The sequence below is a fragment of the Candidatus Pelagibacter sp. genome, from assembly GCF_052048095.1.
GTDB lineage: Bacteria > Pseudomonadota > Alphaproteobacteria > Pelagibacterales > Pelagibacteraceae > Pelagibacter.
The window spans coordinates 1,149,078-1,173,951 of sequence record NZ_JBNAKG010000001.1 but is presented as its reverse complement, the minus strand read 5'-3'; the positions used below and the strand labels follow the sequence as shown (position 1 = coordinate 1,173,951).

Here is a 24,874-nt window from a genome sequence, read left to right as displayed (position 1 = left end):
TCTTTATAAATAATCAACTAATAAGTGAATTTAAAATTTTAGATAAGCTTTTTTCAAATCAACAAGAGGATGTTTTTTTGACATTTGAAATTTAACTAACAGCTCTCTTGCTATCATGTCTCTGTCTTGTTGATTGTTAGGAAGTTTAATAGATTTTGGGATTGTTACCCAACCGTTTGCATTTCTACAAAAAACAGCTGGTCTTCCTTCTTCATAACCCATGTGAACATCTTCTAACCAATTTAAGTCATCCCAACCCATTGCCTCAACATATTTCTTAAGAAATGGAGTAAGTTTTTTATAATCAGGTAAAAGATTAACATCATATCTGTAACCGATATGCTGACCTATCATTTTCTCTCTAGCTGTTTCTTTAGATTTTCCAAGAACAGCTTTACTAACTTTTTTTGATTTAGCTTTCTTAACTTTTTTCTTTGGCATAGTTAATCCTTATATTTTATGGAAGTTATCAACACCAACAGTATAGTTAGTTCCAGCTAGTGGAACTTTTGCCAGCGCAGAAGCTTCTGTAGTTAATGCTGCCAAATCTTCAGGCTCTAAAGAGTGAATATTAGTTTTACCACATGCTCTAGCTAATAATTGAGCCTCTAAAGTCATTGTGTGTAAATAATTATATACTCTTAAAGCAGCGTCATCAGGATTTAGTCTTGATCTAAGCTTAGGGTCTTGAGTAGCTACACCAACAGGACATCTTCCTGTATGGCAATGATAACATTCACCCGCTTTAACTCCCATTTCTTTTTCAAAATTAGATTCAGGAATTTCTTTGTTACAGTTAAGTGCTATCATAGCTCCAGTACCAATTGCAACTGCATCCGCCCCTAAGGCTAAACACTTAGCAAGATCGGCACCATCTCTTACACCACCCGCATAAATTAAAGATACTTTTCCATTTTTACCAACATCATCGATTGCTCTTCTTGCTTCTCTGATTGCTGCTATTCCTGGAATACCAGTATTAGCTGCAGCGATGTGTGGGCCAGCACCAGTTGAACCTTCCATACCATCGATATAGATAGAGTCAGGATCACATTTAGCTGCCATACGAACATCGTCATATACTTTTGCTGCACCAAGTTTTAATTGGATCGGCACTTTATTTTTAGTCAACTCTCTTAACTCTTGAACTTTTAGAGCTAAGTCATCTGGACCTAACCAGTCAGGGTGTCTTGCTGGAGATCTTTGATCTATACCAGCAGGTAAAGATCTCATTTCAGCTACTTGATCAGTAACTTTTTGACCCATTAGGTGACCACCCATACCAACTTTTTGACCTTGACCAATGAATACCTCAATACCATCAGCTAATTGTGCATGATGTGGGTTAAAACCGTATCTTGATTGGATACATTGGTAGTACCATTTCTCAGAATATCTTCTTTCATCAGGTATCATTCCACCTTCTCCTGAACACGTAGCACTTCCAGCCATTGTAGCACCTCTTGCTAAAGCTGTTTTAGCCTCATAAGATAAAGCACCAAAACTCATTCCAGTAATATAAACAGGAATATCAAGTTCAACAGGATTTTCACATCTTGGACCAATTACAGTTTTTGTTTCACATTTTTCTCTGTAACCTTCAATTACAAATCTTGTAAGTGTTCCAGGTAAGAATGTTAAATCATCAAAATCAGGAATCTTTTTCATCAATGCCATTCCTCGCATTCTGTATCTTCCCAATTCAGCTTTGATGTGAATATCGTCAATTACATCTGGAGTAAAAATTGCATTTAAGCCAAGTAAGCTCTTATTTCTTCCTCCACTTTTATTTAAATGAACATCAGCTTTTCCACCAACTCCAGCTTGCCCATTTGTTTTTTTCTTTTTAGCTTTTGTTTTCTTTTTTGCCATTAAATTGCTCCTTTTTTCTCTGTAGGTTCTAAATTATCGTAGTTCCAAAGTTTCTTACCAGCTACAACTTTAGTCATCTTGCTAACGTCAAAGTTTTCACCAATCTCTGCAACTTTTAATTTTCTTTTTAGCCAAGAAACATCATCTGATGTCAGTTCAGCTGTTACAGCATCACTTCCAAAAGACTCAATTTTTCCACCAATATAAATAATCCCATCATACATAGAGTCACCTAAGTTAATTCCAACATCTCCTAGGATAATTATTCTTCCTCTTTGCATCATGAAACCTGTAAAAGCACCAGCGTCACCACCAATGATGATAGTTCCGCCTTTCATATCGATACCAGTTCTAGAACCAACACTACCTTTACAAATTAAATCGCCACCTCTAATAGCAGCACCGAATGAAGAGCCAGCATTTTTTTCAATAACTACTTTACCAGCCATCAAATTTTCTGCACAAGACCATCCAACACGTCCATTAACTCTAACAACAGGCCCATCACATGATCCAACACCAAAGTAACCTAAGCTTCCTTCAAATATTAAGTTTAGTTTATTTAATATACCTACGCCTAAACTATGTTTTCCTTGAGGATTTTTAATTACTATTGTTCCATAACCTTTGCTCATAAGGTTGTCAATTTCCTTATTAGCTTCAGTTGCAGTCATATCCTTAACGTCAAGCTCTGTTCTTTTATTAAAGTCAACATCATATGTTCCAAAATAAAAGAAGTTTTCAGCTTCATCTGGGTTAAAGAATTTTTGTTGCGTTCTACCAGTTAGCACTTCAGTGTGCATTCCCATAGAACGTGCTTTTGATTTTTCAGTCTTTAAATTTGCCATACTTTAACCTCTCCGTTGAATGGATCATAAGTATCAATTTCTTGAGGAAGAACTGATCTAATTGCAATCTCTTCTGATCCCATTGCCACTAAGTCATCTGATTCATATAAAACTAATGGTTTAGCTGCCATTGTATCTTTTGCCATACCTAAAGAGTCTTTAGTTGCTACAAAATATGTGAAAACACCATCAAGTTCAGTTAAAGAGTCTTTCATACCTTCCTCTAAAGACGCTCCACTTCTCATTTTGTCAGCAAGAAAAACCGCAATAAGTTCTGAATCACATTCAGACATAAATCTCATGCCTTTGTTTTCAAGAACCCTTCTGTTGTTCCAATAGTTTGTTAATTGCCCGTTGTGAACTACAGACACATCACTAAATGGGTATCCCCAGAATGGGTGAGCAGACTTAATATCAACACCAGACTCAGTTGCCATTCTAGCATGTCCTATAGCATGTGTTCCAACTAAGTTGCCAAGACTATATCTATCACAAACTTCTTTTGCATTACCAAGATCTTTAATTACTTCTAAAGATTTTCCTAAAGATAATATCTCAACTCCAGGAACGCTCTCGATTTTTTGAGACAAATCTCTTAAATCTTTTGCATTATAAGTAATTTCATATCTTAAAGAGTAGGGTAGTATTCTTTCTTCTTTTACTATACTTGCACCCAATTCCTTTAGCTTTGCATTTACGATTTTAATTCTTTCATCATAAACTGATACATCTTCCATTACAGATGAACTTCCTTCACCAACGTTTTCACCAACTTTAAATCTCATGATGAAATTTTTACCATCAGTATCTCCATATAAAGCGTAACCTGTTGAGTCTTCACCTCTATGTTTTAATGCTTGAAGCATACCTTGAAGTTCACTTCCAACATTAGAAGATTTACCTCTATGTATAAGACCTGCTATTCCACACATATTTATTCCTTTATGTTAAATTGTTAATTTATTTTCCTTTGCTTCTATTATGGTAGACAATCTAAATAAGTATCTAGATCCCATTGAGTTGTTGCTCCAAGGAATCTTTCCCACTCATCGTTTTTATACCAATGAAAAATCTTGTACATTTCATCTGGCATTGCTGATTGAATAATTTTGTCTTCTGCTAATCTATCTAAAGCTTCTCCAAGACTTAAAGGAAGTTTTTTTACATCTTTACCAGCTTTTTGAGCTTCATAGATATTTCTAGACTCTGGCTTACCTGGATCGATGTTATTTGAAATTCCATCATCGAAAGCTTTTAATAATGCAGCACCCATTAAATATGGATTGTGCATTGAGTCTACAGATCTGTATTCAAATCTTCCTGGAGCAGAAACCCTTAGTCCACAAGTTCTATTTTGATAACCCCAATCTGCATATACAGGTGCCCAAAAACCTTGGTCCCATAATCTTCTATAAGAATTAACAGTTGATGAACCGATAGCAGTAAGTGCTGGTAAGTGTTTCATTACCCCTCCAATTGATTGCAATCCAACTTTTCCTGGAAGTTGCATATCTTTTGTATCAGGCATGAAAGTATTTTCTCCACCTTCAACATAAGTAAATACTTCATCAACTCCTGGTAAACTCTTATGACCAAGTTTATTTACTTTATCTTTTCCACCTTTCCATAAAGACATGTTTGTATGACAACCACTTGCTGATACACCCATAAATGGTTTAGTCATAAAGCAAGCAATCAAACCATGTTCTCTAGCTACTTGCGCACAGATCTGTCTGTAAGTTGAGAGTCTGTCAGCATTTCTAAGCACATCATCATACATCCAATTAAGTTCTAACTGTCCTGGCGCATCTTCATGGTCACCTTGAATCATATCTAAACCCATTGCATTTGCATATTCTATAACCTTCATGAACACTGGTCTTAAAGACTCAAATTGATCTATGTGATAACAGAAAGGTTTTGAGAAACCTTTTCCAGTAGGTGTACCATCTTCATTTTTAGTTAACCACATCATCTCTGGCTCTGTTCCAACTCTCATTTGATAGCCATGCTTCTTTTTAAATTCTTCAGCTATAATTCTTAAGTTTCCTCTGCAGTCAGATGTTAAATGTCCACCAGGATTTTCTCTTTCTTCTCTATTTCTAAAACATGTACAATAAACTCTTGCAACTTTTTTATCCCAAGGTAATTGAACAAAAGTTTCTGGATCAGGTATTCCAACTAACTCTTTAGCTTCTGGACCATATCCAATATAGTTGTTGTGACGATCTAAAAATAAATTTGCTGTTGCACCATAAACAAGCTGAAAACCTTTTTCAGCTGTTCTTTCCCAATGATCTGCAGGAATTCCTTTTCCAACAATTCTTCCTGTTACTGAAATGAATTGAAAATAAATATAAGTTATTCCAAGTTCATCAATTTTTTCTCTAACTTTTTTTACAAGTTTATCTCTACCTGGTTGATTTACATGTTTTTCTAGATCAGTCATTTTTTCCCCTTTTTTTCCCCTTTTTAATTTTCAGAACAAAAAGCTAACTGAAACTAAAAAGTCTGTCTACTTGGTAAATTAACTCCAAGGGAACGGACTGTTAGAAGTAGGGTGAAGTTCACCTTTCTCGTACCGGTTGAATCTAAACGGTTTTAACAATTCACTTTCTTGTCCTAAAATTTCTTTTGCAACTAGCTCACCAACACCTATCATTTTGTATCCATGATTAGCATCAGCAATTAAGTACACGTTTTCTAAAAATCTATCAAATATTGGAAAAGAGTCAGGTGTCATACATCCAAGACCTCCTGAAGGTCCTTTTCTATAAAGATCAGATTTACCTTCAAATCTTTTTTGACAATGTGCTAACGCGGAGCACCACATGTCATTAAATGCTTCAGTAGTTTGATATTCTGGAGACTCAATACCGTAAGGGTCTACATTTACTTTATCAAAATGTTTATCAACTATGTAAGGAGAAGTTCCACCCTGCACTCCAAGACCTTCAATATCTGGTTTGTAATAAATTCCCCAAATTTTATCTGTTATTAATTTTTTTGTTTTGTCTGAATATAAAGGTGCAGTACTGTCAACGTGTATTACTGGTGGCTGCTCACCATTGTTCATTTTTAAAAAATCTGGCTCAACACCTATAACACCTTCTTGCAACATCCAGTATGTCCACATATCAGTTGTGTGCATTTTACCATCTTTACCTTTAATGTTTGCAGTTTTTGGAAGTTCTAGCATATTCCAAAAATCTCTTGCCCAAGGACCAGCTCCAATTACTACTTGTTCACAGTCAATAACACCTTTGTCAGTTTCTACTCCTGTAACCGCTTTGCTGTTACTGCCTCTTTTGAAACCATTTACTGTAACGCCTTTAATAACTTGAACACCGTTAGAAGTTGATTTGTTTTCTAATGCTTTGATTGAATCTTTATTAAATGCATATCCACCTTTTTTTTCATGAAGCACAGAAGTAATTCCTTGTGCTTGCCAGTCATCAAACATGCCTTTCATGTATTTCATACAGTCTTTTTCACCTTCGATGAATTCAGACTCATAACCAATAGCTTTTTGTTGCTCATAGATTGTTGCAACATCAGCATGCATTACTTCTGGTGATATTTGTAAATAACCTACAGCATTGTATTTAAATGCTTTAGGATCACTCTCCCAAACTTCTACTGAGTGAGCCATTAGTTCTCTCATTGCAGGTTGGAAATAGTTATTTCTAACAACTCCACATGCAATTCCACTAGCACCTGCAGCTGTATCTTTTTTTTCTAGAACAACTATATCGCCAGGGTTTTTATAAGTTTCTGATAATTTCCAAGCAGTACTCAAACCATGAATACCACCACCAATGATAACAACTTTTGCTTTTGAAGGTATAGACATAATAGGAACCATATTTTTTTGTAAAACAAAAGAATATATTATTTTTTATATATAATTTTTAGAAGTTTTAGACCTTCAACTTTTGATTGTTTGCTTATTTTTTAAAAGCTTAAACTTTTTAGAGTTCTTAAATAATCGCCAAATTCTTGGATAAATTCCTTAGTTGGGACCACGTATTTCTTTCTATGATCTTTACCTTTTTTTTCTAAACTAAAAAAATTTTTTTCACATGCTTCTTTAATCATCAATGCAGATTTTGGTCTGGAAGTTTTAAACAGTCTTGTTTTCAATTCCTCTACTGAGAGATTCTCACTTCTTTTGAAAGAATTCATGACAATCAACATCATATGATAGTGAGAAGGTGACTTTCTGAAAAAATAATTACTGGATGTATGTGAGAGTTTCATTTGTTCTTCCCAAAACTCAAGAAGATCTTTTGATGTCTTTGGCATTTATTTTACCCTCTTACTCTAGTTTTGTCAGGATCGTAGAATGGAAATCTGACAACTTTAGCTGAAATTCTTTTTTGATGACCATCAATCTTTCCTATTTCTACCTCAGTTCCTATTTCTGAATACTGTGCATCAATTCTACATAAAGCTATATTCTTATTTAAAATTGTTGATAGACATCCACTAGTAACAATTCCAACTTGAGATCTACCAATGTGAACACAGTCACCATGACCCGCAGGTTCTTTTCCAATTAATTCCAAACCAACTAGTTTTTTTTGAGGATTTTCTTTTCTTTTCTTTAATTCTTCTTTACCAATAAAATCATCTTCTTTTGATTTTAGCGGAACTGCAAAACCTATACCTGCTTCAAAAGGATCTTGTTGACCATCAAACTCTGCTCCAAATAAAATTAATCCCGCTTCTATTCTTAGTTTATCTAATGCCGCAAATCCTGCTGGAATAATTCCATGCTCTTTCCCTGCTTCCATCAATTTATCCCAAACTTCAGGAGCATGCTTTGGATGACACCAAACTTCATAACCAAGCTCACCTGTATAACCAGTTCTTGAAACTATTAATGGAATACCTTGTAATTCTTCGACTCTACAAATTGTAAACCTAAACCAACCTAGCTCATCAATAGAGGGTTGAGTAGGTGGTGTAAAAATTATTTTTTTTAAAATTTCTCTACTTTTAGGTCCTTGAACTGATACGTTGCTAATCTGATCTGTAGAATTTTTAATTATAACTTTAAAGTTTTTCTTCTTTGCAACTTCTTTTAGCCATTCACCAGCGTATTCATCTCCACATATCCATCTAAAACCAGTTTCACTTAATCTTAATAATGTTCCATCGTCAAACATCATTCCATTTTCATAACACATTGCAGAATATACAATTTGTCCAACAGATAATTTTTTAATATTTCTTGTTAATGTGTAGTTACATAATTCTTCAGCATCAGGACCAATGATTTCAAATTTTCTTAAAGATGATAAATCAATTAAAACAGCTTTTTCTCTACAAGCATTATATTCGTTAACAAGACCATGTTTTGTATAATCATTAGGTAACCAAAAACCTCTAGCATCAACAAAGTTTCTTGTTAGTTTTGATGTTCTTTCATAGAAGCCAGAATTTTTTGTAAGTTTTTTTTCTGAGTCTGTTTTCATTCTAAACGCAAAAGATTTGCTAAATTCTTTTTTTTTATCGTATGTTCTAACAAAAATATCTGTAGGATTCCATGAATTACATGCATCAATATCACTTGGACATGCAGTAGTACCAATTGTTAAATCTTTTAAAGCTCTAAACATTACATAATCGCCAGGCCTTGAATAAGACTCATCTGAAATAACAGAATTTAATCCAGCAGCTGATGTATTAAAAAATAAATTTATTGCATGCCAACCTTTTTGTTTTTGAACTCCATACTTTGACATAGACTCTGTTAAATTATCTGAACAATTAGGGTGTCCAAAATAACCTGCATCTTCATAATATTTTGAAGTACAAGCTAAATTGAAAGTATCATGTTTTCCAACAGTATCTCTTATAACTTCTACTAATGGTTCGTGATCTGTGTCATAGAATTTAGAAAACAATCCAGGACCTGGAAAAGTATTTCCCATAAAAGTTCTTGTAGTTTGCCAGTCTAAACCTTTTTCTATTCCTTTATTTAATTTTCTTGTATCAAAAGCCACAAAGTCAGAACATTGTCTACCAGTTGGACTTATAACTTGAATATAGTCTCCTTCTTTTACTTCATAAGCAATTGAAGTTTCTTTATCTATATTTTGTTCATACAAAGGTTCAAAAATTGGATCTGGAATTATATTGAGTTCTTTGTCATTTATTATTTTTGCTCTTTTTATAAATATAGTTAAATCACTTGGTGGATTTTGATTTGTAATCAGCATATCCTCACCTGGTGCAGAAAAGATTGCGTAACACTTATCTTTTGATTTTAATTTTATTTTTTCTCCTGGAGGAGTGTCTTTATCAAAAACTATAGATGACTTTGATTGAGCAATATTTAAATTTCTTTTTTTTAATTGATAGTTTGTTGCAAGAATAGTTTCATCCTTACGATTTAAAATATCTCTTATAAAATTCTTGTCTGAATTTTCTTTTAAGTTAAGAATTCCAACTTCAGATTTTCCATCTTTATTAAAACAAATTATTTCACAAATCTGATTACCTTCTTCGCTGACTATCTCAATTTCATCATCGGGGAATATTTGAAACGCTGTAAGCCCCCCACCATTTACAATATGTCTTTCAACTCCAGGTGGTAGGACATTTAGTCCAGGTTCATTTATATCTAAAGTCGTTTTCATAAAATACTTATATTTTATCAGAAATAATAACTTGTATATATTTTTTATATATAAAAAAAATTATTAATGTTGAGCCTGCATTAAAATTATAGTTAGATATTCTAATTAGGAATAAGGAAAGGGAAAAAATGAAAAAGTTAATATCAACTCTATCAGCAGCAGTGATAGCTTTAGTGAGTTTTACTGGAGTATCTAGTGCAGCTGACAGTAAAAAACCAATTGTTATCCCAACTCATAACTGGTCTTCACAAGTAGTCATGGCTTATGTAATCGGTGGTATTTTTGAGTCTATGGGTAACAACGTAAAATACGTACCAGCAGACTCACAAGCTGTTTACGAGTCAATTAGAATTGGCGATGTAACAATTTCACATGAAGTATGGGAATCTGCATTTGGTAAATCATTCACAACTGCTCTAGATAAAGGTGGAATCCTTGACTGGGGTGATCATGAAGCAAGAACACTAGAAGATATGGGTTATCCAAACTGGGTAGCAGAAAAAGGCCTATGTCCTGGTTTACCAGATTGGACTGCTTTAAAAAATCCTGACTGTGCTAAGAACTTCGTAACACCTGACTCTGGTGGAAAAGGAAGAATGTTAGAAGGACCTCAATCTTGGCATGGTGACTTAATCCCACAAAGAGTAGAGGCTCTAGGATTAGGTGATTTATGGACTGTTAAATTTGCTGGTGGTGCAGATGCACTTTGGGCAGAATTAGCAGCAGCAGAAAAAGAAGGTAGAGGAACTATAATTTTCAACTGGACACCTAACTTTACTGATGGTGCCGGTTTTACATTTATTGACTTCCCTCCATACACAGCTGGTTGTAGACCAGAAGATGGTGGTGATGGAAAATGTGGTTCTCCAGATGGTTATTTGAAGAAAGCTGTTAACGCAGATTTCCCAAAAACTCATCCAGCAGCAGCTGCAGCATTCAAGAAAATGTCTTTCTCAACAAGTCACATTGGTGCAATGGCATCATTAGTTGATATCGACAAACTTTCTCACGAGGATGCAGCAAAAAAATGGTTAGCTGATAATGAGAGCGTTTGGAAACCGTTTACTAAATAAAGGTAAATTGTAAAAAACTTTAAATCTCTCCCAACAATGTTGGGGGAGATTTTTTTTTAATTTAGTTTTGGGTAAAATTTAAATGAAAAATTCAATCTTAGTTTTATTTTTAACAATTTTAATTTCAACATCAGCATTCGCTAGAAGCACAGGTTGTAAAGAAGGTAATTGCGAGAATGGTTTTGGTAAATGGATATATACAGATAAAACTACTTATGAAGGAGAATGGGTAGCAACACAAAAACACGGTCAAGGAACAGAGACTTGGCCAAATGGATATATCTATAAAGGTGAATTTAAAAATAGTGTTTGGAGCGGCCAAGGAACTTTATTTTTTCCTGATGGATCAAAATATGAAGGTAATTGGGAAAATGGGTTTATGAACGGAGAAGGTAAATTTACTTTACCTGATGGCACAGAGACAGTGGGAGTTTGGAAAAATGGAGAATTACAAAAATAAACTATGATTGAAAAATTTAAAGTTCTCCCCGATCAAATAAAACAATTTATTGGTCTCATTACAATAACAGTTGCAGTAATTTTATTTTTTACAATTTTAAATAATATTTTTGGTGGCGGTGATGAGCTAATTGCAAAAATGAAAGCAGAAGAGGAAAGAATTGCTCAAGAGAGAAAACTAAATGAGGTTATCTCAAAACTTCCATCAGGAGTTTTAGTTGCATTTGATGGAACAGATAAACATAGATTAACCGAAGAAATTTATGAGTCAGTTTGTAAAATTACAAAGCTTATTCCACAACGTGCTGTAATGGGTGCGAATTTAATAAATCATAAAGCTTTTCAGATATATACGAATAATGGAAATTTAATCAAAGAAACATTTGTAAAATGGGAAGATAACAAATGTTTTGCAGGTTTTACTCTTGAGGGACCTTTAGACGATGGAACAATTGAAACAATTACAGTAAGTGGAGAAGCATTGAGTTTTTTAAGCACAGGAATTGATACAAGAGTTTATTATATTAAAAATTTTTAAGAGAGGAGTAGTGAAAGTTTATACAGTTTATTTTATTTCATTTTTTGTATAAGCTATTTAAACAATTATGTCTGAATCAGTCATCAAATGTGAAGGCGTTTACAAAATTTTTGGAAATAATGCCAAACAAATGCTTGAACAAGCCAATGGTAATGTTGATGCAAAAACCTTTCAAGAAAATGGATGTATAGTAGGAGTTAATAACGCTTCTTTTGAAGTAGCAAAAGGAGAGATGTTAGTTGTGATGGGTCTTTCAGGATCTGGAAAGTCTACTTTACTAAGATGTATTTCAAGATTAACAGATGCTACATCTGGAAAAATTTTTATAGAGGGTCAAGATTTACTGTCTTTAAAAGAAAAAGAATTAATTGATCTTAGAAGAAATAAAATGGGAATGGTTTTTCAAAGCTTTGCGCTATTGCCCCACAAAACAGTTATAGAAAACATAGCTTTTCCACTTCAAATTAAAGGTATTAATACGCAAGATAGCATTAATAAGGCTTTAGATATGGTAAAATTAGTAGGCTTAGAAGGTAGAGAAAATTATTTTCCAAGAGAACTTTCTGGAGGTCAACAACAAAGAGTTGGGATAGCAAGATCGTTAGCGGTAGAGCCTGATATATGGTTTTTAGATGAACCTTTTTCTGCTTTAGATCCACTGATTAGAAAAGAAATGCAGGACGAGTTTTTAAGACTTCAAGAAAAATTACAAAAAACAATTATGTTTATTACTCATGATTTTGATGAAGCATTAAAATTAGCTGATCGTATTGCAATTATGAAAGATGGTATAATTGAACAATTAGATACACCAGCTAACATAGTTTTAAATCCTGCAACCGAATATGTAAGAAAATTCACTGAAGAAGTTCCAAGAGAAAAAGTTTTAAAAATTGAGGATGTTATGGATAAGAAAAACACTGATAATTTAGGCGATATTAAGGTCTCAAAAGATGAAATTATAGAAGATGTTGCAGAAAAAATCTTAACACAAGAAGATATTGTAGGAGTAACAGACCAAAATAATAAGATAATTGGTTCAATTAAACCCTCAAAAATAATTGATACTGTTTTTGGAGGAAAAAAATAACCTTTAGAGTTTATGGAACTATTTAAAAAACATCCAAAAACTTTTCAGTGGTTGTTTTTATTATTAGTATTTTTCGGCCTTTGTTTTGCAATTGAAGTACCAGAAACTTATAAGTTTATTAGAGGTCAAGCCGAATTCGTTAAAGACCCTAACCAGAGCGTATATTTTTTCTTAGGTAAAGAAGTAAGGTACTACGCGTTTGATAACTTTTGGAGATTACCTCCACTGCTTGGCTGGTTACCAATTTGGATAAATGACGGATTATTTTTTCTTCTTGAAGAATGGATGCCAATGGAGTTTTGGAATGAAGATACGCAAGAATATAAAACTCGACCTTTAGTTCTTCAAATTACAAGAAACATTACGGCATTTATGACTTTCTTAATTGAATTATTTAGAGAATTATTATTAGGAGGGGTCGAAACAATTGTTTCTTTTACTAGCTGGGATTGGATTGATGCAAACCCATGGGCTGAGTTACCAGGTTTACCATGGACTATCGTTGCAGCTGGTGTAACAATATTATGCTACAAATTAAGTGGGAAAGGTCTTGCAATCTTTGCTGCTTTCACAATGATCTATATATCAATCTTTGGTCAGTGGAAACCGTCAATGCAAACTTTATCTTTTATTCTAGTTGCAGTGCCTTTGTCATTTATTTTTGGGATAACATTAGGAATAATGGCTTTTAAAAGTAAAAGAGTTGAAAAAGCACTTTATCCAATTCTTTTAGTAATGCAGACGATGCCTCAGTATGCAGTCCTGGTTCCCGCAATGGTATTATTTGGAATTGGTGACCATGCAGCGGTTATAATTACAATGGTAGTTGCAATACCACCAATGATACTTCTAACATTATTAGGATTAAGAGCAGTACCGCCAGAAGTTATCGAAGCAGGTAAGATGAGTGGCTGTACTAATTTTCAATTAATGACGAAAGTTTTAATCCCAACAGCAAGACGAGATATTTTAATTGGCGTTAACCAAGTAATAATGGTTTGTTTTTCAATGGCAGTAATTGCTGCTTTTATTGGAGCAAAAGGTTTAGGATGGAATTTACTTTTAGCACTTAACCAATTGAATATTGGTTTAGCTTTAGAAGCAGGTTTATGTATTAGTCTAATTGCAATTCTTTTAGACAAAATGTCTTTAGCATGGGCAAACAAGCAAGAAGATTATTTTGGCAACTTAACTTTCTATCAAAAGTATAAAAATTCTTTGTTTTTTGTGGGAGCTGTAATTATTTGTTCAATCCTTGCATATTCAGGGACATTAATTTTCAAAGATACTTTTAATTATCTATATGAAATTCCTCATAACAAAGGAATTTCTACAGCTGCATTTTGGAACAAAGGTGTAGATTGGATTTTTGAAACTTTTTTTGTTTATATAAAAGCTTTTAATACTTGGCTTATAACAGAAGTGTTACAGCCAATGAGGGCATTATTTTTAAGAATGCCAGCTGTAGCAACTTTAGTTTTAGTTGTAGGTGCAGGTTACATTATTGGTGGAGTAAGATCCGCGATGGTAGTTGGTGGTTTAACATTATTTATAGCCTTTAGTCCTTGGTGGGATAGAGCATTAGTCACAACTTATATGGCTACTTTTGGTGTAGCTTTATCAATGATTATAGGCCTAATTGTTGGAACTATTTGTGTTCAAAACAAACATTCTACAAACTTTATGCTAGGAGTTTGTGATATTTTTCAAACATTCCCATCTTTTGTTTATTTAATTCCAGTAATGATGTTATTTGGAATAACTGACACATCAGTTTTAATTGCAGTTATAGTTTATGCAACGATACCAGCAACAAGATATACAATTGAAGGATTAAGAGGCGTTTCACCTGCTTTACATGATGCAGCAACGATGTCTGGTGTAAATAAATTCCAAAGTTTAACAAAAATTGAATACCCACTAGCTTTCCCTCACATTATGTTGGGTTTAAATCAAACAATTGTGTTTGCTTTATTTATGGTAATTATTGGAGCATTCATTGGAACAGAAGATTTAGGTCAATATATTTTAAAAGCTTTATCTGACAAACAAGGTGGTGGAAAAGGTTTAACTCTTGGTATTTGTGTGGCTTTCATAGGATTAATTTTTGATAACCTTATAAGAACATGGGTTGATCAAAGAAAAAAACATCTTGGAATAGATTAACAAATTATTGTAATCTCAAATTATATTAAAATTCACTTATGAAAAAAATCTTAGTTATAGGCGCAGGTGCAATGGGATCAGCTTTTTGTGTGCCATCATTAGAAAATAAAAATGATGTTACATTAATTGGAACTCATTTAGAAAACCAACTTATAGAAGAATTACAAAAAAAAGATAATTTTCATCCAATATTACAAACAAAGCTTCCTAAAGAATTAAAGATTAAAAAATTTAGTGAAATGAATGAAGTTTTAAATAATAAACCAGATATTATTGTAGTAGGAGTAAGCTCTTTGGGGATTGATTGGTTTATTGAACAAATTTCTAAAAATTTTCATAATGACCAAAAAATTGTTTTGTTAACTAAAGGTTTGTCAATTTTTGAAAATAAATTAATTACCATTTCAGAAAAAATTAAGATTTTATTGGAACGTAAAAATTTTAAAAATATTAACATCTCTGCTGTAAAGGGACCTTGTTTAGCAGTTGGACTCGCAAATAAAATTAGAACAGGGGTTGTTATAGCCAATCCTAAAATTGAAGAAGCAGAAGAATTATCAAAAGTTTTTTCAACAGATTATTACAAAGCAGAAATTTCAGATGATTTAAATGGTGTAGAGTTATCTGGAGCAATTAAAAATATCTATTCAATGTTAATAGGTGCTTCTGAGGGTTTAAGTGCGCCTAACGCTCCAGAGGAAATTAAATCAAAATATTATTTAAATACAGCCTCATCCTTGGTTCATAGATCAATTTCAGAAATGGTTAGCTTTGTTTCTCATTATGGCGGCAAGTCTGACACGGTTTATGGTCTTGCTGGGTTAGGAGATTTATATGTAAGTGCCTTAGGTGGTAGAAATAGTAAAATGGGGAAATATTTGGGACAAGGTTTTTTATATAAAGATATTATTAATGATCAGATGAAAAATATTACAGTAGAGGGAGCTGAACTTGCATTAGAATTAGGAAATGAATTAAGAAATGAACTAAGCGGAAAAAAATTTCCGCTTATGTTCGATATAATTGATGCTATTTGCAATAATCAAAAGCTTAAAATTAATTGGTAATAAGCTTTAATTATCTAAAAAAGTTTTCATAGAGTCATCCATAGCTTTCTCCCATGGCGTATGGTGAACTGGCGCTACTGATCCTGTGACAGGTGAAGAGAAAGACTTATTTCTGTAAGTCATAATATCTTCAACTTTATGATGCTCCCATTCTTTGAAATGTGTTCTGATTAATTCAAAATCAATTTTTGGATAGTCAGACATTTCGTGCAACTCTTTTGTATATTCTGTTTGAAAGTCAATCATTTGATCAGGGTTTTCTAGTTTTTCCTCCATAGCAACCCATTTATTAATGTCTGCATCTATCTCTTTTGCATCAGGCATTTTAATTTTACCCATGATGACATCTCTTGCAAACCACGCTTGGCAATCAAACATATTGAATGTGTGAAATTGATCTTGCATTCCAAGATAAATCATCTTGTGATTATCTTGCCAAACAACACCTTTGTATAATTTTGGTGGGTATAATCTATTGTGAGTTTTTAGTTTTAAACTTTCATCTATAAAAGGAAAATGATGTAGATAACCTGTACACAATATTATTGCATCAGCATTTTGTTCTGTGCCATCTTTAAAAATAGCTTTTTTACCTTCTAGTTTATCTAAATAATGAACCTCTTTCATGCCTTTCGGCCATTTGAATCCCATTGGGTTATGCCTATAACCAATAGTAACACTGTTAGCTCCGTATTTATTACATTGTAAAGCAACATCTTCAGCGGAATAACTACTTCCAAGAACAATCACATCTTTTCCTCTAAATTCTTCTGCATCTCTAAAATCATGAGAGTGCATGATCCTTCCTGGAAAAGAACTCATCCCCTCATACTCTGGAATAAATGGTACTGAGAAATGTCCTGAAGAAACCACCACATAATCAAAAGTATCTTTTGACATTTCATTGTTTACTTTATTTTGATAGCTAACTTCAAATTTATCAACTTTACTTTCAATGTTTGCCACCCTTGTGCTAAATTTTATTTTGCTTTTTGAATTACCTTTTTTGACCCTTCCAATAATGTAGTCATAAAGGACTTCTCTTGGCGGGAAAGATGGTATTGGACGACCAAAATGCTCATCAAAAGAATAGTCAGCAAATTCTAAACATTCTTTAGGACCATTAGACCATAAATATCTGTACATACTATTTGGAACTGGATCACCATATTGGTCAGAACCTGTTCTCCAACTGTAATTCCATAGTCCACCCCAGTCCTCTTGTTTTTCAAAACAAACAACTTCTGGAACTTTTTCACCTTTTTTTTCAGCCTGTTCTATTGCTCTTAAAAATGACAATCCACATGGACCAGCACCTATTAATGCGACTTTAGACATAATTTTTCTCTCCCTTTTCTTTTTTATATAATTATCTTACACAAAGTTTAGTGATACTATCAACAAATTATTAAACTAAAGGTGCGACCAAGGATCATAAATTAATGAAAAAAATTCTTATAGTTGAAGGAAATCTAAGAGAGGAAAATGAGAGCTTTTCTAAAGTAGGAATTCAAACTCATACACAGAGTTTAAAAGATAGTTTAGCGTATTATACGAATGATTTAGAGTTTGATGTTGTTAACCCATCATCAGATGAAAATATCCAACCTATTGTTGAAAAACTTTCTACTTATGATGGTTTAATATGGGGAGGGAGTAGTTTAAATATTTATAACGATACACCAGAGATAAGAAGACAAATCGAATTCATGCGCGAATGTCAGAAAAATGTTAAAAAAATTTTAGCTATTTGTTGGGGTATGCAGGTTGCCGTTACTGCTGCTGGAGGTCAAGTTAAAAAAGCAAACGACTCAAACATTGGGATAGCAAACGAAATAACAATTAATGAAAAAGGTTTGGCACATCCTTTATACAAAGGTAAAGATAAAATTTTTAATACTCCAGCATTTAATTTTGATGAAGTAGTAAAAATACCTGAAAATGGAATATGTTTAGCATCAAGTAAAATAAATAATGTTCAAAGTTTATACTTTGAGGTAAACGATACAAAAATTTGGGGTTTGCAATATCATCCTGAAATTACTTATGAAAAAATGATAAGTTTAATTGAATTTAGAAAAGATAAACTTGTTGAGACGCGAAAAGTATTTAATTCTTTAGATGAAATAGATAATCATATTAAATTTATCAAAAACGAAATATCAGTTTCAAACAAAGACAAAGCAATGATTGAATTAAGAAACTGGTTAAATTTTATTAATTAAGATTAAAATAAACCTTCAATTTGACCTTTGTCATTTAATTTGATTGCATCAGCAGCCGGGACTCTTGGTAGACCAGGCATAGTCATGATAGCACCACAAATAACAACAATAAATTCTGCTCCAGAAGATAACCTTACTTCTCTAATTGGCAAAACATGTCCTGAGGGAGCACCTTTTAAGTTTGGATCAGTAGAAAAACTATATTGTGTCTTCGCAACACATATTGGAAGATTACCATATCCTTGTTCTTCAAATGATTTAAGTTGATCTCTAATTTTTGTATCAGCCGTTACCTCGCTTGCTCTATAAATTTCTTTTGCAACTGTCTCTACTTTTTTAAACAAAGGAGTTTTATCTTCATAAAGAAATTTAAAATTAGCTTCATTTTTATCAATCAGTTCTACAACGTGTGAAGCTAGTTCTTTTGTTCCTTCACCACCATCTGCCCAGTGAGTACATAGTTTTGCTTCAACTCCCATTTTTTTACACGAGTCTAATAGTGCATTAACTTCGTTCTCTGTATCAGCAATAAAATGATTTACAGCAACAGCAACTGGTAAACCAAATTTTTTGACATTTTCTACATGTCTTTCTAAGTTTACTAATCCTTTTTTGAGCGCATCCACGCTCTCATTTTTTAATTCATCTTTTGATAAACCACCGTGCATCTTTAAAGCTCTAATTGTTGCAACAATTACTACACAACTTGGTTTTAATCCTGATTTTCTACATTTAATATCTAAGAATTTTTCCGCTCCTAAATCAGCTCCAAATCCAGCTTCTGTAACAACGTAATCAGCTAACTTTAATCCAGCTTTTGTTGCGATAACAGAATTGCAACCATGAGCAATATTTGCAAATGGTCCACCATGAATAATTGCTGGGTTGTTTTCTAAAGTTTGTGTAACGTTAGGTCTGATTGCATCTTTTAATAAAACTGTCATCGCACCTTGAGCGTTTAAATCTTTTGCGAAAATTGGTTTTTTTTCTCTAGTATAACCAATTGTAATATTTCCTATTCTATTTTCTAAATCTTCCAAATCATTTGCTAAACAGAAGATTGCCATGATTTCTGAAGCAACTGTGATATCAAAACCATCTTCTCTCGGAAAGCCATTAGCAACACCACCTAGATTAATATTGATAGATCTTAAAGCTCTATCGTTCATATCCATTACTCTTTTCCAAGTAACTCTTCTTACATCTATATTTAATTTGTTGCCCCAATAAATATGATTGTCGATTAAAGCAGATAAAAGATTATGAGCTGATGTAATTGCGTGAAAGTCACCTGTAAAATGTAAATTAATTTGTTCCATAGGAACAACTTGAGCATAACCACCACCAGCTGCTCCACCTTTCATACCAAAAGAAGGACCTAAGCTGGGTTCTCTTAAACATACGATAGATTTTTTACCAATTTTATTTAAACCATCATTTAAACCAACTGATGTTGTGGTTTTACCTTCACCTGCAGGAGTAGGAGTGATAGCAGTTACTAAAATTAGTTTTCCGTCTTTATCAGCTTTTAACTTATCAAGATATTCAAGATTTATTTTTGCAATATGTCTTCCCATCGGACTAAATGCCTCTGGTTCATCTGGAACATTTATTTTATCAAGTATCTCCTTGATAGGTTGCATTTTTGCTTCACGAGCTATTTCTATATCTGATTTAGGCATAAATAATTTTCGATCTTTTATAAAACTTTGTTTTGTTTTAAACTTCTAAAAAATATATATAAAAAATAATAAGAAAAGTTTAGATATTTTTAGCTAAAATGTCATCATGCAAAAATATTCAATTTTTAGTCTCGTTAAAAATGCTTTTTCTAATCATCAAAACTGGGATTTAGCCTGGAAAGATCCTTCACCTAAAGAGGAATATGATGTTGTCATCATCGGAGGTGGTGGTCATGGATTAGCCACAGCTTATTATTTAGCAAAAGAACACAACATTACTAAAGTTGCAATAATTGAAAAAGGTTGGATCGGCGGAGGAAACATTGGTCGTAACACTACAATTATCCGATCAAATTTTATGTACGATGCTAATGCGAGATTTAATGAATTTGGAATGAATTTATGGAGAAATATGAGTCAGGAGTTGAATTTTAATGTGATGTTCTCTCCTAGAGGAATTGTGAATTTGGCTCATTCTGATGCACAAATGAATGCCTATGCGAGAAGAGGTAATTCAATGAGATTAAATGGAATTGATGCTGAACTGCTAAATAGAGAACAAATAAAAAAAATGATTCCTATGGCAGATTTTTCAGATGACGTAAGATACCCAATTTTTGGTGGTTTGGCTCAACCAAGTGCTGGTACAGCAAGACATGATGCTGTTGCATGGGGTTATGCTAGACAAGCAGATTCTATGGGTGTGGACATTATACAAAATTGTGAAGTTACAGGATTTGATGTTGAAGCTGGAAAAATAAAAGGGGTTAGAACAAGCAGAGGAAACATTAAAACTAAAAAGATTGGTTTATGTGTTGCAGGTAGTTCAAACGTTTTAGCAGAACAACTTAATATGACTTTGCCAATTGAAACTCATTTATTGCAAGCATGTGTTTCAGAGCCTGTAAAACCAATATTAGATGGTGTGGTAACTTTTGGTGCAGGACACTTTTATATTAGTCAGTCAGACAAAGGTGAAATGGTAATGGGTGGTGATTTAGATGGTTATAATAGTTATGCTCAGAAAGGTAATTTACCAACAATACAACATGTTTTAACTGGTGGAATAGCTTTGTTTCCTTTTTTAAGTAGATTAAAAATGCTTAGAACATGGGGTGGTATCATGGATATGTCCATGGATGGCTCACCAATAATCGACAAAACTCATATAGATGGTTTATATTTAAATTGTGGTTGGTGTTATGGTGGTTTTAAATCGGTCCCAGCGTCAGGTTGGACTTTTGCTCACACGATTGCTCAAGACAGAATACATGAGTTAAATTCTGAATTAACTCTAAATAGATTTGATAAAGGATATTTACTAGACGAAAAAGGTCTTGGAACAAAAACTTGGATTTCATAAATGCTTAATATTAAATGTCCATACTGTGGAATGAGAGGCCATAAAGAATTTGCTTATGGTGGAGACGGAACTGTAAAAAGACCAGAGTTAAATAAAGAAATATCAGACGAGAAATGGAATGAATTTGTTTACTTACGAAAAAGTCCACGTGGCAAACACATTGAGTTGTGGCATCATATTGCTGGATGTAGACAATGGTTTAAAGTTCATAGAGATACAGTAACGCACGAAATTTTTCAAACTGCAAAAATGAATGAAGAGATAAAATGAGCCAATCACACAGATTAAGTAACGAAGGTTTAATCAATAGAAATAAAGAAATATCTTTTTCTTTTAATGGTAAAAAATATGTTGGTTATGAAGGTGATACTTTGGCATCTGCGTTATTAGCTAACGGAGTTCATTTAGTAGGCAGAAGTTTTAAATATCATAGACCAAGAGGATTTTTTGGAGCAGGTGTAGACGAACCAAATGCAAAATTACAGATCCAATTAAATGGTCATTCAGAACCAAATGTTAATGCAACCGAAATCGAGTTAGTAGACGGCATTGAAGCAACAAGTCAAAATTGTTGGCCTTCAGTTGAATTTGATGTTGGTGCAATAAACAATTTTTTAAATAAGTTTTTTCCAGCAGGATTTTATTACAAAACTTTTATGTGGCCGAAAAGTTTTTGGTACAAAGTATATGAACCTTTCATAAGAAAAGCAGCGGGACTTGGAATAGCTTCAGTTGAAAAAGATAAAGAAAGATACGAACACAAATATGAGTATTGTGATTTACTTGTTACAGGTTCAGGCCCAGCAGGCTTATCAAGCGCATATGCTGCCGCTAAAAATGGAGCAAAAGTTATTCTTGCAGAAGACAAACATCGATTTGGAGGCTCACTATTAACAGATGATGTAACAATAGATAACTTATCCGGTAAAGCTTGGACAGATAAAATTATTACTGAATTAAAAGAAATGCCTAATGTGATTGTTAAAAACAGATCACAGGTTTTTGGTTATTATGATCATAACATGATGGTTATGTTTGAACGAACAGGTGACCATTTAAAAGAAAAACCTAAATATACCCCAAGACAGAGACTTTGGTATATTAGAGCCAAGGAGGTTTTATTATCAACAGGATCAATTGAAAGACCAATTGTTTTTGGAAACAATGATACCCCAGGTGTCTTTTTATCTGCTGCTGCAAAAGAATACATTAAAGTTTATGGTGTCCTTGTAGGAAAGAAACCTCTAATTTTTACAAATAATGATAGCGCCTATGAAACCGCTATAGAGTTTAAAAAACAAGGTGTTGAACCAATTATTCTAGACACAAGAGAAGAACAATCCTCAGAGTTAATTGATGCTGCCAAGAACCAGAATATTCAAATTAAATTTTCACATGCTGTTGTTGCGGCAAACGGTTATAAAAAAGTTAAATCTGCACAAATTGGAAAACTAAATAAAGATAAAACAGGTTTTGAAACATCTGAAACAATTGATTGTGATTGTATTTGCGTTTCAGGTTTTTGGACACCTACAGTTCATTTAGCTTCTCAGTCTGGTAATAAATTAAAGTTTAATGATCAAATAGATGCTTTTGTTCCAGATAAATCAAAACAAAATGAAACATCAATTGGTGCATCCAAAGGGACGTTTACTTTACAACAAACTTTAGATGAAGGGTTTAAGACAGGTTTTGAGGTATCTAAAAATATTACAAACAATAATAATTCAACTCCGACGCCAAATTCCAATGAACCGAAGAAAAATGTTCATGATAAATTTTGGTGTTCACCTTTGCCAGAAGGGAAAAATTTTAAACGTTTTGTAGATTTTCAAAACGATGTTGCAGTTTCTGATATAGAAGTAGCGTTACGTGAAGGATACAGATCAATAGAGCATGTAAAAAGATACACTACGCTGGGAATGGCAACTGATCAAGGTAGAACAAGTAATTTAAATGGTCTTCAATTAGTTGCAAATGTGGAGAAAAAAATTGTTCCACAGGTAGGGCATACAACTTTTAGACCACCATTTACTCCAATTACAATAGGTACAATAGTTGGGCGTGAAGTTGATATGGAATACATGCCAACTAGAAAAACTCCAATGCACACATGGCATGAAAAGAATAATGCAGTTTTTGTGGATGCTGGAGCATGGAAAAGACCGAGATATTATAAGCAAGGCGATGAAACATTATTTGAGGCATCAAAAAGAGAAGCAAAAAATGTAAGAGACCATGTTGGTATTTGTGATGTAACAACTTTAGGAAAAATAGATATCAAAGGTCCAGATGCTGCAGAATTTTTAAATAGAGTTTACACTAACGCGTGGTTAAAGCTTCCAGTTGGAAAAGCTAGATATGGCGTAATGTTGAGAGAAGATGGCATTGTAATGGATGACGGAACAACAACAAGAATTTCTGAAAATCATTATCACATGACAACAACAACTGCTCAAGCAGCCAATGTTTTATCTCATTTAGAATATTATCTCCAAGTTGTTTGGCCAGAACTAAATGTAAATGTGATATCTACAACAGAACAATGGGCAGGTGCCGCTTTAGCAGGTCCAAAATCAAGAGATGTATTAGAAAAATTATTTTCAGATTTAGATGTAAGTAATGAAGCTTTACCTTTTATGGGATATGTGGAAGGAAATTTATTTGGTGTTAATGCAAAGATATTTAGAATTTCTTTCTCAGGTGAATTAGCTTATGAAATAAATGTTGCCTCTGATCACGGTCTTTTCATGTGGGAAAAGATGATGGAAGTTGGAAAAGAATTTAATATTCAACCATATGGAACTGAAGCATTGTCAACTTTAAGAATTGAAATGGGTCACGTAGCTGGACCTGAATTAGATGGAAGAACAATTCCTTACGATGTTTCTTTAGAAGGTTTAGTGTCTAAGAAAAAAGACTTTATTGGAAAAAGATCTTTACAGAAAGAAGCTTTCAACACAAATGATAGACAAAAAATTGTTGGTTTAATACCTACAGATAAAAAATCAAGTATTCCAGAAGGTTCTCATCTAGTAGTGGATAAAAACGCTAAACTACCAAATCCGAAATTAGGTCATGTATCTTCATCTTGTTGGAGTGTAGAAAATAACAATCCATTTTCTCTAGCAATAGTTAAAGATGGAAAAAATATGATTGGAAAAAAATTATTTGCAGTATCTCCACTAAAAAATACTGCAATTGAAGTAGAAGTTGTCTCTTCACATTACGTAGATCACGAAGGAAAGAGAGTTAGATCATGACATCTGTTTCACCATTAAATTTTGTTCATAAGCCTGGAAAGTTTGGAGATTATGAGGGCAAAAATGAGGAAAAATTATTAAAGGTATCTGAGGTTACAAAACTTTTAATTTTTCAAATAGCAAAATATAAAAATTCTGATTTTAATATTAAAAAAATAAAAGTAGATAACTTAAGCTTACCTTCAGCGCTTAAATCTTCTTCAAATTCACAAACAAGAATTTTATGGACAGGTCCAGACAGTTGGTTGGTTTTTTCATCAAATTTAGATTTATTAAAAAAAGAGATGAACCAATTTGATGAGCTAAATTTTGCAATTACTGATATCTCTCATTCAAGAACAATTATTGAAATTGAAGGTGATTTAGTAGATGAAGTTCTTAAAAAAGGCTGTCCTTTAGATATAAACTCTTACAAACAAGGCGATTGTGCAAACTCAGTTTATAATGGGATTACTGTGATTATTGATTTTATTTCTGATAGTCCAAAAAAAGTGAGAGTATCAGGCCTAAGAAGTTTTGGAGAGTCTCTGCATCACTCTATTACTGATGCTTGTTTGGAGTTTGGATATAAATCAGTCTAA

Annotated in this window: 21 protein-coding genes; 11 read left to right on the top strand and 10 right to left on the bottom strand. The window is 33.1% G+C overall.

Going from position 1 to position 24,874, the window contains the following annotated elements; all coding sequences use genetic code 11:
- Positions 1-30: 30 nt before the first annotated feature.
- The 8 genes from ACTT9P_RS06255 to ACTT9P_RS06220 all read right to left on the bottom strand — a co-directional run bounded on the left by ACTT9P_RS06255 (position 31) and on the right by ACTT9P_RS06220 (position 9,367).
- The gene (locus ACTT9P_RS06255) at positions 31-441 is read right to left on the bottom strand and encodes a hypothetical protein (RefSeq protein ID WP_440909832.1); all 411 of its coding nucleotides are present in this window, start codon (positions 439-441) and stop codon (positions 31-33) included.
- A gap of 9 nt (positions 442-450) precedes the next feature.
- Positions 451-1,872 (bottom strand): FMN-binding glutamate synthase family protein, encoded by a 1,422-nt coding sequence (locus ACTT9P_RS06250; RefSeq protein ID WP_440909831.1) that lies wholly within the window; start codon positions 1,870-1,872, stop codon positions 451-453.
- A complete protein-coding gene (locus ACTT9P_RS06245; protein ID WP_440909830.1) occupies positions 1,872-2,720 on the bottom strand; it encodes a GXGXG motif-containing protein in 849 nt (282 codons plus the stop codon). Before ACTT9P_RS06245 ends, ACTT9P_RS06250 begins: the two co-directional genes overlap by 1 nt.
- The gene (locus ACTT9P_RS06240) at positions 2,708-3,652 is read right to left on the bottom strand and encodes a glutamine amidotransferase (RefSeq protein ID WP_440909829.1); all 945 of its coding nucleotides are present in this window, start codon (positions 3,650-3,652) and stop codon (positions 2,708-2,710) included. Before ACTT9P_RS06240 ends, ACTT9P_RS06245 begins: the two co-directional genes overlap by 13 nt.
- Before the next feature lie 47 nt (positions 3,653-3,699).
- Positions 3,700-5,169 carry a glutamine synthetase family protein gene (locus tag ACTT9P_RS06235; protein ID WP_440909828.1) on the bottom strand — a complete coding sequence of 490 codons (1,470 nt, stop codon included), beginning with the start codon at positions 5,167-5,169 and terminating at the stop codon, positions 3,700-3,702.
- 78 nt (positions 5,170-5,247) lie between these two features.
- A complete protein-coding gene (locus ACTT9P_RS06230; protein ID WP_440909827.1) occupies positions 5,248-6,573 on the bottom strand; it encodes an NAD(P)/FAD-dependent oxidoreductase in 1,326 nt (441 codons plus the stop codon).
- Positions 6,574-6,674: 101 nt separating this feature from the next.
- Complete coding sequence (locus ACTT9P_RS06225) at positions 6,675-7,025, bottom strand: hypothetical protein (protein ID WP_440909826.1); 351 nt, start codon at positions 7,023-7,025, stop codon at positions 6,675-6,677.
- A gap of 5 nt (positions 7,026-7,030) precedes the next feature.
- Positions 7,031-9,367, bottom strand: coding sequence for a DUF1989 domain-containing protein (locus tag ACTT9P_RS06220; protein ID WP_440909825.1), 2,337 nt, complete (start codon positions 9,365-9,367; stop codon positions 7,031-7,033).
- A gap of 128 nt (positions 9,368-9,495) precedes the next feature.
- Here ACTT9P_RS06220 and ACTT9P_RS06215 point away from each other — a divergent pair, with 128 nt between their 5' ends.
- From ACTT9P_RS06215 to ACTT9P_RS06190, 6 genes are all read left to right on the top strand, one after another.
- Positions 9,496-10,440 (top strand): ABC transporter substrate-binding protein, encoded by a 945-nt coding sequence (locus ACTT9P_RS06215; RefSeq protein ID WP_440909824.1) that lies wholly within the window; start codon positions 9,496-9,498, stop codon positions 10,438-10,440.
- An 82-nt stretch (positions 10,441-10,522) separates the two neighbouring features.
- Positions 10,523-10,900 (top strand): MORN repeat-containing protein, encoded by a 378-nt coding sequence (locus ACTT9P_RS06210; protein WP_440909823.1) that lies wholly within the window; start codon positions 10,523-10,525, stop codon positions 10,898-10,900.
- A 3-nt stretch (positions 10,901-10,903) separates the two neighbouring features.
- Positions 10,904-11,437 carry a hypothetical protein gene (locus tag ACTT9P_RS06205; protein ID WP_440909822.1) on the top strand — a complete coding sequence of 178 codons (534 nt, stop codon included), beginning with the start codon at positions 10,904-10,906 and terminating at the stop codon, positions 11,435-11,437.
- Positions 11,438-11,504: 67 nt separating this feature from the next.
- Positions 11,505-12,527 carry a quaternary amine ABC transporter ATP-binding protein gene (locus ACTT9P_RS06200; RefSeq protein ID WP_440909821.1) on the top strand — a complete coding sequence of 341 codons (1,023 nt, stop codon included), beginning with the start codon at positions 11,505-11,507 and terminating at the stop codon, positions 12,525-12,527.
- 12 nt (positions 12,528-12,539) lie between these two features.
- Positions 12,540-14,693: an ABC transporter permease gene (locus ACTT9P_RS06195; protein ID WP_440909820.1), complete on the top strand. Its 2,154-nt coding sequence runs from the start codon at positions 12,540-12,542 to the stop codon at positions 14,691-14,693.
- A gap of 38 nt (positions 14,694-14,731) precedes the next feature.
- Positions 14,732-15,760 (top strand): 2-dehydropantoate 2-reductase N-terminal domain-containing protein, encoded by a 1,029-nt coding sequence (locus tag ACTT9P_RS06190; RefSeq protein ID WP_440909819.1) that lies wholly within the window; start codon positions 14,732-14,734, stop codon positions 15,758-15,760.
- A 6-nt stretch (positions 15,761-15,766) separates the two neighbouring features.
- Here ACTT9P_RS06190 and ACTT9P_RS06185 read toward each other — a convergent pair whose 3' ends face one another.
- Complete coding sequence (locus tag ACTT9P_RS06185; protein WP_440909818.1) at positions 15,767-17,098, bottom strand: NAD(P)-binding domain-containing protein; 1,332 nt, start codon at positions 17,096-17,098, stop codon at positions 15,767-15,769.
- A 104-nt stretch (positions 17,099-17,202) separates the two neighbouring features.
- On the opposite strand from ACTT9P_RS06185, the gene ACTT9P_RS06180 reads away from it, so the two are divergent.
- Positions 17,203-17,985 carry a type 1 glutamine amidotransferase gene (locus tag ACTT9P_RS06180; protein ID WP_440909817.1) on the top strand — a complete coding sequence of 261 codons (783 nt, stop codon included), beginning with the start codon at positions 17,203-17,205 and terminating at the stop codon, positions 17,983-17,985.
- A 2-nt stretch (positions 17,986-17,987) separates the two neighbouring features.
- Here ACTT9P_RS06180 and ACTT9P_RS06175 read toward each other — a convergent pair whose 3' ends face one another.
- Positions 17,988-19,667 (bottom strand): formate--tetrahydrofolate ligase, encoded by a 1,680-nt coding sequence (locus ACTT9P_RS06175; RefSeq protein WP_440909816.1) that lies wholly within the window; start codon positions 19,665-19,667, stop codon positions 17,988-17,990.
- A 106-nt stretch (positions 19,668-19,773) separates the two neighbouring features.
- On the opposite strand from ACTT9P_RS06175, the gene ACTT9P_RS06170 reads away from it, so the two are divergent.
- The 4 genes from ACTT9P_RS06170 to ACTT9P_RS06155 are packed head-to-tail and all read left to right on the top strand — an operon-like array spanning position 19,774 to position 24,874.
- Positions 19,774-21,030: a sarcosine oxidase subunit beta family protein gene (locus ACTT9P_RS06170; RefSeq protein WP_440909815.1), complete on the top strand. Its 1,257-nt coding sequence runs from the start codon at positions 19,774-19,776 to the stop codon at positions 21,028-21,030.
- Complete coding sequence (locus tag ACTT9P_RS06165; RefSeq protein WP_440909814.1) at positions 21,031-21,300, top strand: sarcosine oxidase subunit delta; 270 nt, start codon at positions 21,031-21,033, stop codon at positions 21,298-21,300.
- The gene (locus ACTT9P_RS06160; protein WP_440909813.1) at positions 21,297-24,293 is read left to right on the top strand and encodes a sarcosine oxidase subunit alpha family protein; all 2,997 of its coding nucleotides are present in this window, start codon (positions 21,297-21,299) and stop codon (positions 24,291-24,293) included. Before ACTT9P_RS06165 ends, ACTT9P_RS06160 begins: the two co-directional genes overlap by 4 nt.
- Positions 24,290-24,874 carry a sarcosine oxidase subunit gamma gene (locus ACTT9P_RS06155; protein ID WP_440909812.1) on the top strand — a complete coding sequence of 195 codons (585 nt, stop codon included), beginning with the start codon at positions 24,290-24,292 and terminating at the stop codon, positions 24,872-24,874. Before ACTT9P_RS06160 ends, ACTT9P_RS06155 begins: the two co-directional genes overlap by 4 nt.